The 13,234-nt window shown below is 43.5% G+C and carries 12 protein-coding genes; all 12 read left to right on the forward strand.

The features are described from left to right. Positions 1–63: 63 nt before the first annotated feature. Positions 64–735, forward strand: a complete 672-nt coding sequence (gene rpe, locus NH462_RS11725) for a ribulose-phosphate 3-epimerase (RefSeq protein WP_010368892.1) — start codon at positions 64–66, stop codon at positions 733–735. Then, positions 735–1,400: an HAD-IA family hydrolase gene (locus NH462_RS11730; protein WP_253105781.1), complete on the forward strand. Its 666-nt coding sequence runs from the start codon at positions 735–737 to the stop codon at positions 1,398–1,400. The genes rpe and NH462_RS11730 overlap by 1 nt, the downstream gene beginning before the upstream one ends. 25 nt (positions 1,401–1,425) lie before the next feature. Continuing rightward, entirely contained in the window at positions 1,426–2,430 is a 1,005-nt protein-coding gene (gene trpS / locus NH462_RS11735; RefSeq protein ID WP_010368888.1) for a tryptophan--tRNA ligase, read from the forward strand. Between the two features lie 185 nt (positions 2,431–2,615). Then, complete coding sequence (locus tag NH462_RS11740; protein ID WP_010368886.1) at positions 2,616–3,197, forward strand: aminodeoxychorismate/anthranilate synthase component II; 582 nt, start codon at positions 2,616–2,618, stop codon at positions 3,195–3,197. Positions 3,198–3,410: 213 nt separating this feature from the next. Then, positions 3,411–4,586 (forward strand): HDOD domain-containing protein, encoded by a 1,176-nt coding sequence (locus tag NH462_RS11745; RefSeq protein WP_010368884.1) that lies wholly within the window; start codon positions 3,411–3,413, stop codon positions 4,584–4,586. Between the two features lie 357 nt (positions 4,587–4,943). Continuing rightward, positions 4,944–6,155: an aspartate aminotransferase family protein gene (locus NH462_RS11750; RefSeq protein WP_045962592.1), complete on the forward strand. Its 1,212-nt coding sequence runs from the start codon at positions 4,944–4,946 to the stop codon at positions 6,153–6,155. Positions 6,156–6,222: 67 nt separating this feature from the next. Next, a complete protein-coding gene (astA, locus tag NH462_RS11755; protein ID WP_010368879.1) occupies positions 6,223–7,236 on the forward strand; it encodes an arginine N-succinyltransferase in 1,014 nt (337 codons plus the stop codon). A gap of 15 nt (positions 7,237–7,251) precedes the next feature. Further along, on the forward strand, positions 7,252–8,724 hold the full coding sequence (gene astD / locus NH462_RS11760; RefSeq protein ID WP_010368876.1) for a succinylglutamate-semialdehyde dehydrogenase: 1,473 nt from the start codon (positions 7,252–7,254) through the stop codon (positions 8,722–8,724). A gap of 152 nt (positions 8,725–8,876) precedes the next feature. Next, on the forward strand, positions 8,877–9,212 hold the full coding sequence (locus NH462_RS11765; RefSeq protein WP_029215895.1) for a DUF3802 family protein: 336 nt from the start codon (positions 8,877–8,879) through the stop codon (positions 9,210–9,212). A gap of 103 nt (positions 9,213–9,315) precedes the next feature. Continuing rightward, a complete protein-coding gene (locus tag NH462_RS11770) occupies positions 9,316–9,729 on the forward strand; it encodes an OsmC family protein (protein WP_253105782.1) in 414 nt (137 codons plus the stop codon). 85 nt (positions 9,730–9,814) lie between these two features. Continuing rightward, a complete protein-coding gene (gene speD / locus NH462_RS11775; RefSeq protein WP_010607075.1) occupies positions 9,815–10,624 on the forward strand; it encodes an adenosylmethionine decarboxylase in 810 nt (269 codons plus the stop codon). 245 nt (positions 10,625–10,869) lie between these two features. Continuing rightward, positions 10,870–13,224, forward strand: a complete 2,355-nt coding sequence (locus NH462_RS11780) for a hypothetical protein (RefSeq protein WP_253105783.1) — start codon at positions 10,870–10,872, stop codon at positions 13,222–13,224. Positions 13,225–13,234 lie beyond the last annotated feature (10 nt).

Consider the following 13,234-nt stretch of genomic DNA (forward strand, 5'->3'; position numbering starts at 1 on the left):
AAATCGCAGACATTTTGGGCAATTTACGGTACAGTATCGCGGTCTTACGTTTAGGGGAAAAGTATGTCTGATTTTTTAATTGCACCATCCATTCTATCCGCAGATTTTGCGAGGTTAGGCGAAGATGTTGAAAAGGTACTGACAGCAGGTGCCGACGTGGTTCATTTCGATGTAATGGATAATCACTATGTGCCAAATTTAACTTTTGGTCCAATGATTTGTGACGCATTAAGAAATTACGGAATTACCGCTCCTATCGACGTACACTTGATGATAAAGCCTGTAGATAGTCTAATTCCCGAGTTTGCTAAAGCCGGGGCGAGCATTATTACATTTCACCCAGAGGCCAGTGAGCATATAGACAGAAGCCTTGCTTTGATTAAAGAGTCAGGTTGTAAAGCTGGCTTGGTATTTAATCCGGGCACGCCGCTGCATTATCTCGATCATGTGATGGATAAAATTGATCAAATCCTCTTGATGTCGGTAAATCCTGGTTTTGGCGGCCAAAGTTTTATCCCACATACACTTGAGAAATTAAAAGAAGCGAGAGCACGCATTGATGCTTCCGGTCGCGATATTCGCCTTGAAGTGGATGGAGGAATTAAAGTAGACAACATTGCTGAAGTTGCAGCGGCAGGTGCAGACATGTTTGTTGCGGGTTCCGCTATCTTTAATCAACCCGATTACAAAGCGGTAATAGACGCCATGCGTCAAGAATTAGCAAAGGTAAAATAATGCGTTTTGAGGGTATTTTATTTGACCTCGATGGCACGTTAGTTGATAGCGTCGAGGATATGTACATGGCGCTCAATTTAACGCTGTCTGAGCTTGCTCACCCGATTGTTAGTCATGCTCTGGTGCGTGAATGGGTAGGTAACGGCATCGATATGTTAGTAAAAAGAGGTCTAAGCGGTAGCCATGAAGTTAGCGAAGACTTATCCGAAAGTTTAGCGCACACCGCCATTGAGCGTTTTAAAGTGCATTATGATGAATTAGTTGGTCAGTATGCTGGTTTATATCCGCATGTTGAGACGGGGCTATCTGCATTTGCCACAGTGCCAAAAGCCATCGTGACCAATAAAAATCGTACATTTACGCTAAAGTTGCTAGATAAATTAAATCTCACATCGCATTTTGATTGTATCGTCTGTGGTGATGACACTGACAAAAAGCCATCACCAGCTCCGCTATTGCTGGCTGCCGAGCGTCTTGGAATACCAGCGGATAAGTTAATCATGGTTGGGGATTCTAAAAGCGATATTTTGGCCGCTCAGGGCGCTAAGATACCTGTGATTGCGCTAAATTATGGGTATAATCAGGGATTCGATTTGAAAGAGTTCAATCCACAGTACCTTTGTGATGGATTCTTAGATATTATTCCCATTATCAATCAACGTTAATTCAATGAAGAAATAAAGGAACGACATGAGTAAACCTGTAGTATTAAGTGGTATTCAGCCAACCGGTGGTATGACAATAGGCAATTACGTAGGTGCCATTAACCAGTGGCTTAAACTACAAAACGATCATGATTGTTACTTTATGTTGGTTGACTTGCATGCCATTACGGTTCGCCAAGAGCCACAGCAACTACGCGATCGCGTATTAGATGGTGTAGCACTATATACCGCTTGCGGCATCGACCCAGATAAATCGTCACTATTTGTTCAATCACAGGTTCCTGAACATGCACAGCTAGGTTGGGTGCTGAACTGTTATGCACAAATGGGTGAACTAAACCGCATGACGCAGTTTAAAGATAAGTCAGCAAAGCACGCCAATAACGTAAACGTTGGCTTATTCGCCTATCCAGTATTGCAAGCTGCTGATATTTTACTGTATCAAGCGGATCAGGTACCGGTTGGTGAAGACCAAAAGCAGCACCTTGAGTTGACCCGCGATATCGCAACGCGCTTTAACAACTTGTATGGTGATGTCTTTAAGATCCCAGAACCTTATATTCCAGAGTTTGGCGCTCGTGTTATGAGCTTGCAAGATCCGAGCAAGAAGATGTCAAAATCAGACGAAAACCCAAATGGTTTTGTGATGTTGTTGGATGAGCCTAAGAAGATAGAGAAAAAGCTGAAAAAAGCGGTAACGGATTCAGATGAGCAAGCACGCATTTACTTTGATCGTGTTGAAAAACCTGGTGTATCCAACTTACTGACTCTACTTAGTGTTGCAACTAAACGCTCAATTGAAGAGTTAGTGCCAGAGTACGAAGACAAAATGTACGGTCATTTGAAGAAAGACACTGCCGATGCGGTAGTGAATATGCTTGAGCCTATTCAAGCGCGCTTTAAAGAAATCCGTGAAGATCAAACTCTGCTGGACGAGATCATGAAAAAAGGTGCGGAAAAAGCAAGTATTCGTGCCGAAAAAACACTGAAAGCTGTGTATGACGCCGTCGGTTTTATTCCTCGCGGTTAGTAAAACACAAAGAAAGACACCATTTATGGTGTCTTTTTGTTTTACAAGGGTCTATCGCCCCTTGGCTTAAAGCAGATACGAGATATAAGAAAACCCTCCTGTTGAGTTCGTGATAAAATAGACTTATAACGAAGATCTTTACCCTAGTGGCGAATAGGCCGCTTGGTTCTTTTAGTGGTACCTACATGCTGTTGATGATTGATAACTATGATTCCTTTACCTACAACCTAGTGCAGTATTTTCAGCGCTTAGATGTGGATGTGCTGGTAAAGCGAAATGATGAAATCAGCGCCTCGCAAATCAAGCAGCTTAATCCCAAATATGTTGTGCTATCTCCTGGTCCTTGCAGTCCTGATGAAGCGGGGATCTCGCTTGAAGTCGTAAAACGTCTACAGGGACAAATCCCTATTCTCGGCATTTGCCTTGGTCATCAAACTATTGCACAAGCTTTAGGTGGCAAAGTCATTCGCGCAAAACAAGTGATGCATGGTAAAACGTCTCAAGTCCACCATAACAATATGGGTGTATTTCAAGGCCTGCCATCACCGTACGAAGTATGCCGCTACCACTCTTTGGTTGTTGAGCAAAGTAGCTTACCAAATGCTCTAGCCGTAACGGCTTGGACACAGACACAAGAGGGTGAACGTGATGAAATTATGGGACTCTTAGCATCCGATAGAGCGCTAGAAGGTGTGCAATTTCACCCAGAAGCTATCCTCACGGAACACGGCTTAGCATTACTTGATAACTTTATAAAACGCTTCTAAAGTTTAAACAAAACCAACAGAGTTTCGCCTAGGTGTTATATATCCATATTCGCTGCGCTTTTGTTGGTTAGACTGGCTTTTGATATATAACTTTTTGATTCTATTGTGCGCAATATCAAATCATAATATTGCTTTTACTGGTATAATACTAATCAGTAAGACGATTCTGTTGAGTGCTTAACTCAGTGTTTTTCTTTTAGATAAGTAGCATGCATGACGCAAGAAAATAAGCAAATTAGAATGGCACAAGCGCTATCCGAGCGTGCCCATGACCTCCTTATCAGCCTCAACTTTGCGCAGAAGCAAATAGGCTATATCCATACATTTGATATTAGCTACGGTGAGAATATCGCACAGCGCACTATGCTAGAGGTGGAAATTGCTGCGGCTGCAAAACGCCAAGAAAGCAGCACAAGTCATCACAAATACATTGCCAAAGCGAGTAAGCATCTACATTCCGTTATCGAAGAAGCTATCACAAAGCAACTGCATGACCTTGATAATATCTATCATGAAGTCATTGGCATTCAAGACTCCGTTCCTGCGATTTTAGATATTCTTGCTGTGCGCTCAGCTTCAGTTGGACGTTTAGAGCCTTTGGTCAATGACTTAAGTTGGCTGGGTCGCGAGCTGGTTTCGCTTGTCAACTTGCCACAGTATCGCAAAAAAAACAGTAAAGGCACGTCCATTAAGGTCGACACGCCAGCATTAGCATTAAGGTATTTAGGCCTTGAGAACTTGCAAATGGTGATCCCGACAATGGCGGTGAGACATTGGATGCCGCATGCAACAGAGCCGTTTACTCTGATGAAACGTAAATTACGCGAATTGAGTATGAGTACGGCCATTGCGGCAAAAGAGCTGGCACCATTTTTTGGGGTAAAAGAACAGCATGCGTTTACTTTAGGCATGTTGTTAGAGCTTGGAAAAGTGGCCTTGATCCGTCTTTATTTACGCACCTTCGAAAAGGTGTGGCAAGCCAAGGTGCAAATAGCACGAGACAAAAAGCAAAAAGATCTACACACCGCATTAATGGAGTTGTCTCCTGATCCGTTATTTTTACGTAATTTGTTGATTGAACATTCGGCAGAGATTTCACGTAAGTTAATTGAAAAAATGGAGTTACGTTATTTACCCTTTAATGCTGTCATGGAAGAGTATGCGCAAACTTATCTACCAAACTCGCATAAAAACATTGCCGACCCATTACCACTGACGCAAGTGATGCAAAAAGCCTATGGCTACGCACAACTGCTTGTTTTAAAAGATAGCCAGTTAATTGAAGACGACGAAGCCGAGATTTTGCTCAATCATTTAGAACTTACCGAGGAAATGCGTCAGCAATTGGCAAAATGTGCGTTCCATAACCTGCAGTTGACGATTTTGTAAAAAAAATTGAAATTTTTTTTGCGACTATTCATTCAAAACCTAATCTTAAATGATCTGTGCAAGGCTGCACGGCGCTTGCTTTGCCCTAAATATCTGCCCTAGATAGTTATTCACTTGAGTTGAGAATATATGTTAAACCCTTGAATACTAAGGGCTGAGAACGTGGTATAAGTGAGACAAATGGCGCTTTTTCTGGAATAATGAGCGTATGAATTTTGTGCCATCAAGGGGCGGGTCAAAATACATAGCACCGAATTGGTGTGAATAAATATCCTATCAAGTGGCGGCAACGCGCCGACCTCCAAAAGGAAATGACTCCTTGTTTGCACTTTCACTCACCAAATATGAGGAAATAAAATGACTATCAATCGTGAATTGTTTGACGACGTAATGGTACCTAACTACGCACCTTCAGCGGTAATTCCAGTGAAAGGTGAAGGTTCTCGAGTATGGGATCAGGAAGGTCGTGAGTACATCGACTTTGCTGGTGGTATCGCAGTTAACTGTCTAGGTCATTGTCACCCAGCTTTGGTGGGCGCGCTTAAAGAGCAAGGCGAGAAAATTTGGCATCTGTCTAACGTGATGACCAATGAGCCTGCACTACGTTTAGCGAAAAAGCTAACTGATGCAACGTTCGCAGAGAAAGTCTACTTTGCAAACTCAGGTGCAGAAGCGAACGAAGCGGCGCTTAAACTAGCACGTCGTTGGGCACTAGATAAGTTTGGTGCTGAAAAGTCGCAAATCATCTCTTTCAATAAAGGTTTCCACGGCCGTACTTTCTTCACTGTGACCGTAGGTGGTCAAGCTGCATACTCTGATGGTTTTGGTCCAAAGCCGGGCGACATTGTTCATACAGACTATAACGATTTAGCGGCATTTGAAGCGCTTATCTCAGACAACACTTGTGCCGTGATGATGGAGCCGCTACAAGGTGAAGGTGGCATCATTTCACCAACTGCTGAGTTTGTAAAAGGTGTTCGCGAGCTGTGTGACAAGCACAATGCGCTACTTATTTTTGATGAAGTGCAAACTGGTGTTGGTCGTACAGGTGATTTGTATGCATACCAAGGTTTAAACGTAACCCCTGATATTTTAACAACGGCTAAAGCGCTTGGCGGTGGTTTCCCTATCGGCGCGATGATCACAACAACAGAGATTGCTGCGCACCTAAAAGTAGGTACTCATGGTTCTACATACGGCGGTAACCCGCTGGCGTGTGCGGTTGCAGAAGCGGCATTCGACACAGTAAACACAACAGCAGTACTTGATGGCGTAAAAGCAAAAGAGCAGCTGTTCCGTGAACTATTAAACGACATCAACGAAAAGTACAACGTATTCACCGAAGTACGTGGTAAAGGTCTATTGCTTGGTGGTGTAGTCACTGAAAAGTACGAAGGCAAAGCAAAAGAATTCTTGGTTGAAGGTATCAAGCAAGGCGTGATGTCACTTGTTGCAGGTGCAAACGTAGTACGTTTCACTCCATCTCTTGTTATTCCAGAAGGTGACATCCGCGAAGGGATGGCACGTTTTGAAAAAGCCGTTGCTGCGGTAGTTGCTAACAACGCTTAATACTGGTTGCAAGGTCACCTTTTGGTGGCCTTGTTGTTATCCACATTTTTGAGGAGTAAGCGGGCTCATGATGATCCTTCGCCCAATCCAAGAAAGCGATTATCCAGCGCTTTTAAACATTGCTCACGAATCAGGTCACGGTTTTACCTCTTTGCCTGTAAACGAAGAGCTATTACAGAAGAAGATTGCACGCTCTGTTGCTTCCTTTGGCAAGCAAGCAGACAAGCCTTTTGATGAAGGCTATTTATTTGTATTAGAAGATACTGAAACAGGCGAGGTGGTTGGTACCAGCGGTATCGAAGCTGCGGTTGGTTTAGATGATGCGTTTTATCATTATCACCTAAGCAAAGTGATCCACTCTTCACGCACACTCGATGTTTATAAAGCAGTGGATATTTTAACGCTATGTAATGACTACACTGGCGCGACGGAATTATGCACCCTGTTTTTGAAAGATGGCTATCGCAAAGGCGCAAACGGCAAACTGCTGTCTCGCTCTCGCTTTATGTTTATCAATCAACATCGTGATCGTTTTGCTGAAACCGTTATCGCGGAAATGCGCGGTGTTTCTAACGAGCAAGGCGAAAGTCCATTCTGGCAATGGCTTGAAGAGCACTTCTTCTCGATGGATTTCCCGACTGCGGATTATCTAACGGGGATTGGCCAAAAGGTCTTTATTGCTGAATTAATGCCTAAGTACCCAATCTACGTAAACCTGCTTAGTAAAGAAGCACAAGCGGTGATTGGTGAAGTTCACGACAATACGCGTCCTGCAATTGAGCTACTAAAAAGCGAAGGTTTCACATTTAATGGTTATGTTGATATCTTCGACGCAGGTCCAACGGTAGAAGCAAAAGTGGGGAATATCCGCACGGTTCGCAATAGTGAAACTCGTACTGTGAAAATAGGCGAAAGCAACGGTGGATTCCCTGTTATGGTCGCAAATGGTAAACTTGTTGATTATCGCGCGGCGGTAATCGAGTTAGCCCTGACTGATAGCAATGAAGTAACGCTTGCTCCACATGTTGCCGCGGCGCTAAAAGTTGAAGAAGGCGACCAAGTAAGCCTAGTAAAGATTTAAGATTGGGAACAGATTATGACAACACATGCAGCACAACTAATAAATGGTGAGTGGATTGCAGGACAAGGCGCAAGCTTTAGCTCTGTAAACCCAGCAAACAACGACGTTATTTGGAGCGCAAACGCAGCTACTGCTGAGCAAGTTGATGGCGCAGTAAAAGCGGCTCGTGAAGCTTTTTATTCATGGAGCGACATGAGCTTTGAAGCGCGTCTAGAAATTGTTAAGCGTTTCGCTGAAGTACTAAAAGAAAATAGCGAAGAGCTGGCTATCGCAATTGCTAAAGAAACGGGTAAGCCACTTTGGGAAACTCGTACAGAAGCGGGTGCTATGGTAGGTAAAATCGCGATTTCTGAGAAAGCCTATCAAGAGCGTACAGGCGTTGTGGAAAATCCAATGCCAGTTGGCCGTGCCGTGATCCGTCATAAGGCACATGGTGTAGTTGCTGTATTTGGCCCATATAACTTCCCAGGTCACTTACCTAATGGCCACATCGTACCTGCGCTACTTGCTGGTAACACGGTTATCTTTAAGCCATCTGAACTAACGCCATATGTTGCTGAGCTAACGCTTAAATACTGGCAACAAGCGGGTCTTCCTGCTGGCGTGATTAACCTAGTTCAGGGTGAAGTTGAAACAGGTAAAGCACTTGCGTCACATGCGGGCATTGACGGCTTATTCTTTACAGGCTCATCTCGTACGGGTCACTTGCTACATGAGCAATATGCAGGTCAACCGGGTAAGATCCTAGCGCTTGAAATGGGTGGTAATAACCCACTTATCGTAAAAGACGTAGCGGATACCAAAGCGGCAGTACACGACATTATTCAATCTGCGTTTATCTCAAGTGGTCAACGTTGTACTTGTGCTCGTAAACTATTCCTTCCTGCAGGTGAACAAGGTGACACAATCCTTGAGCAACTGATCAAAGCAACTAAAGCGATTAAAGTGGGTAATTTTGACGATGCAGATCAACCGTTCATGGGTTCAATGATCTCAAATGCTGCCGCCGCTGGCATGGTAAAAGCACAGCAACAGCTTGTTGAGCTTGGTGGTGAGTCGCTTATCGAGCTGACACACACAGAAGGTACAGGCTTTGTGACGCCAGGGATTATCGAATGTACTAACATTGCAGACTTTCCTGATGAAGAACACTTTGGTCCGCTGTTAAAAATATTCCGCTACACAGACTTTGACGCTGCTATCGAAAAAGCGAACGAGACAAGCTTTGGCTTATCTGCAGGTCTGCTTGGCGACAACGAAGCTGACTACGACCGTTTCTTACGTCGTATTCGCGCAGGTATCGTAAACTGGAACCGCCCAATCACTGGCGCTTCAAGTGCAGCTCCGTTTGGTGGTATCGGTGCATCAGGTAACCACCGTGCAAGTGCATACTACGCGGCAGATTACTGTGCATACCCAGTGGCTTCTGTGGAACTAGAAAAGGTAACTTTACCTTCTAGCTTGAGCCCAGGTTTATCTTTGGATTAAAATGCCAATATTGAGGTTTACTCAATAAAAATTGATAAGAAAAGCAGCTTCGGCTGCTTTTTTGTGTCTAGTTGACTACAAAAGTAGCAATCGAAAAAACTTTCTGCTTAAATCAATAGGAGATGTCTTTGATAGGTTCGGGTGAGCAAAGTATGGTTTTAGATAAACAAGGGTACGATGATTTAGTCATGTATTTGACGCAAAACTTAGCCTTGTTTGAGAAGTCTGGGACGGTTGAACCAGGGGCTCCAACAGTCATGGAATTAATCGAAGATGTGATCGCTGAAAACGTTATCCGTATATGCGAGCAGCACACTGAGTTATCTACAGAGCAGCGCAGCATGATCGTGCGTGAGGTAGATGGCATTGTGTACGACTTACAAGAAGTGCTATCAAGTGTTGTTGACAGACGTGTCACCGTAGAACAAAAAGAATTTATCGAAGAATTCGCAGGTTTGGTCAAAAACCTGTTTGATTCTGCTGTATAGCTTGGCACAATCACTATCGACAGTGTAGAAAACACACTTAGAGGCAATTCTAGGTTTAAGATACACCGCCATTTGGCGGTGTTATGCTTTATAGAGGATAACTATGTTAGCTAGCGTAAAATGGGTTGAAGGAGATACCTTTATCGGTCGCTCTGCGTCGGGACATAATGTGGTATTTGATGCCGGTTCTGATAGTGCTGCGCCAAGCCCAATGGAGATGGTATTAATGTCAGCGGGATGTTGTTCGTCAGTCGATGTAGTCAGCATTCTACAAAAGGCGCGTCAGGATATTAGCGACGTGGAAGTAAAATTAACCGCAGAGCGCGCAGAAAGCGCACCTAGGGTTTTTACCAAGATCAATTTACACTTCGTGGTGAAAGGGCGTAATGTCTCTGAAAAACACCTAGAAAGAGCCGTAAGTTTATCCGCTGAAAAGTATTGCTCAGTGGCATTAATGCTTGAAAAAGCAGTAGAAATTACACATAGCCATGAAGTGGTTGAAATTGACGAAAAATAACGCTTTTTCATAGCGCTATTTTCGTATAAAATCCGCGAACTTTTGTTTCTGCAGCGCAGATTTTTTGTATTAAGGTGGGTCTATCGTGAACAAGCCCTTTGATAAAATTAAACTCCATGGCTTTAACAACTTAACTAAGAGTTTAAGCTTTAGCATTTACGATATTTGCTACGCCAAGACCGAGCAGCAACGTAAAGAATATCTAGAATACATCGATGAGCAGTACAGTGCTGATCGTTTGACGGATATTCTAAAAGACGTAACGGATATCATCGGTGCAAACGTACTGAATATCGCACGTCAAGATTATGAACCACAAGGGGCGAGTGTGACGATATTAGTATCAGAAGAGCCTGTTGATCAACAGACTTTTGATAGTAATGAAGCACCAGGTCCACTTCCTGAGTCAGTGGTAGCACACTTAGATAAGAGTCACATCTGTGTTCATACTTATCCTGAAGCACACCCTGATGATGGCATTTGTACTTTTAGAGCGGATATCGAAGTTTCAACGTGTGGCATTATTTCGCCACTTAAAGCGCTTAACTTCTTAATTCACTCTTTAGAGTCAGATGTGGTAACGATCGACTATCGTGTTCGTGGATTTACTCGTGACGTTAATGGTGTTAAACACTATATCGACCACGCAATTCACTCGATCCAGAATTACATGACGGAAGATACTAAAGACGCATACCACATGGTAGACGTAAACGTGTATCAAGAGAACCTATTCCATACGAAGATGATGCTTAAGGAAACAGACCTAAATGCATATCTATTTGGAATTAGTACTGATGATTTAGACGCAGACGAAGAGGAAGAAATTCGTCTTAAGCTGAATCGTGAAATTCAGGAAGTGTTCTACGGTCGCAATTTACCAGAAACTGAATAATCAGCGGTAAATTGATGAATTAAAAAAGGCGCGCAAGCGCCTTTTTTAATGTCTGAAATTTGTAAGATATTCAGCCTACATTTAAATTAAATGTGGACAATATTTGCTCGCAATAAATAGCGGCTTAAGTGCTTATTCGGTAGGCAATAGTGCAGGCTGAAACCAGCTGGAAGAAGACACTAATTATCCGAGGCTCAGATTAGGTACTAACCTCTCATTTCATAACGCTATTAAAGGACTAAAAAATGGCATTTGATGATCTCATCTCGCGCTTAGGTGATAATCAGGAAAGCAGCAGTAATAGCACTGAGCATGAAGCGCCAAGTGAAGTACAACTTCTTGCTGCAACAGCGATGTCCTCCATTCAAAGACGAAAGCTTCCTATTGAAATCATGCATGTGCTTCATGGTCGTATTTGGAGCATCATTCCGTTTAGACAAGCACCGCTTTTTAGATATCACTCTCAGGCTCAATTTTGGATACTTGCAAGCAAGCGCTGGCAGCGAGTAAATTACTCTAGCTTTAGTCACCACAGTGGTGAGAGATATGCCTTTGTGCCATATCAATCACTTGATGTAAAAGATAAACCGACAAGCTATGGGGGAGGAAATCGCAGTGCGCAAGATTTTAATAGCTTGGTGCAAGCAGATATGCCTCGAGGACTTAGCCAAGCTGAAATTAATCGCGCCCTACTTGGTGGTAGCAAAGCAATAAAATCTGAAGTGGTACTCGAGCCAACAGTTTTTATTTCTAATCCAAATAACAATTCCAAAGTGGAACTAAAACGCTCTCAACAAGTTTATATGCGTTTTAGCGATCACATGTTTCGTGCTGGAGATACCGTAGAGTCCGTCGCTAACCAATATGCGGGTAGGCCCGATCCTAAGCTGATTTATGGTTACAACGACCATGTCAATCGCAACAATCCTCCAAAGGCTGGTGACCGTTTACGGGTACCGAGTGGTTGGGATACTAAAGTGGGTGGCTCGGTGAGTAATGCCCGCGCAGTAAGGTTGCAGTGGCAAGGTCCAAACAAGGGAAGCGCAGTGCTTGATGTACCAAAACTACCACCAGATCAATTACACTTTTGGGACACTCGACTTAAACTCGATCCCGGCGTTTATATTCTTACCGCGAGCGCAGGTTCAGCCAACCATAGTATTGACGTTGAAGTACTCGGTGTTAAGTCAAGTGCCGCATGGATAAAAGTGAGGGCGTATTACGATGATGAATGGCAGACCGCGCTTCCGCTTGAACAAGTCAATATTCATATAGGTAATACACTTATCCACGGAAAACTTAAACTCAATTCAAGTGGTGATAAAAGTACAGATGCAAATGCACTTGAACGAGCAGAGTCAACGGCAAATGAGGCTGGAGTTGTGGTAAAAAGCGACTTACCACAAGAGGGGCAAGTCACTGTAGAAGTTGCTCGTAACGAAACGCTAGAAGCGGAAATCAACAACCTCAAATCATCATTACAAATGCAGCTTGATGGTGCATATCGAGATACCGTATCGAATATGAGTGGATTTCAATCTGATTGGGACGAATATGGTTTTGCTGCAATTGCAATTAATGGCGCGCAAGGTGCATATCAAGGTGGAAGTAAGTGGCTTGAAGACCAAGCAGATTTGTTCGAAGCACAAACATGGATTGACTTAGGAAAAACCATTAAGTCCGTCGCAGGTAGCGCATATGATACCACCGCAGATTATGCTAGCGAGCGCTTTGAGCAATTGCGACAAAGTGCCAATGAAATGTCCAATTGGATTGAAGAGGATGCCAGTGAAGACTTGCTCAGTTGGAACTGGTATCAAGCCAATACACAGCGAGCATTAGATGCAGCCGAACAGGCTTATCGCGATGTACATCATGATACTACTCAGTACCTTAACGACGCTGCAGACGCAATTAAAAATACAAACCATTATGCAAGTGCGTTATACACGCATCGCCATGCAATTACCAACTTACTTGATGATATCGCGAAAGGAGAGGTCGCCAAAGTACAACAATTTGTTGATACCACTTTAGTTGATATTGACCCTGAATTAGCCGCTCGTATAAAAAACACTCCTGATTTCTATTTAGTGTTGGCGCTCATAGACGACCATGACAGTGCACTAACTTATGTTGCTTACGCGTCACTCTTTATGGAAGCTGTGCCTCCTAACTTTTATGCATACATTGGCGGAAAAGGCGGCGCTTATGTTGCGATAGAGGTTTGTTTGTTACTAGCAACGTCATTACTTACATTAGGAGCGGGTACAGCCGCAAGAGTAACAGCACTTGCTGCCAAGTTATCAGCCAATGGTGCCAGAGCCGCAAGTTCATCAGTAAAAGTTAAAAAAGCACAAGCGGCAATCAGCGCTTTTATCCGCACGCTTGAAGACTTTAACGACAGCACTACAACCTTAAAAAAACTCGGGAAAAAGCTTACAACCGCGCGTTCAAGTGGGTTGCTACTTAAAGGCAAAACCAACTCGACGCTAACTGCGAAAAAGCAAACAACAAAACGACAGACACGATGCCGCTTATGTGGCAAAACAGATCACACAACACCACGTAGTCTGCGTGGCATCGTTCATTATGAATAAGGAGTGATTC

The organism is Pseudoalteromonas sp. OANN1, assembly GCF_024124685.1.
Taxonomy (GTDB): domain Bacteria; phylum Pseudomonadota; class Gammaproteobacteria; order Enterobacterales; family Alteromonadaceae; genus Pseudoalteromonas; species Pseudoalteromonas piscicida.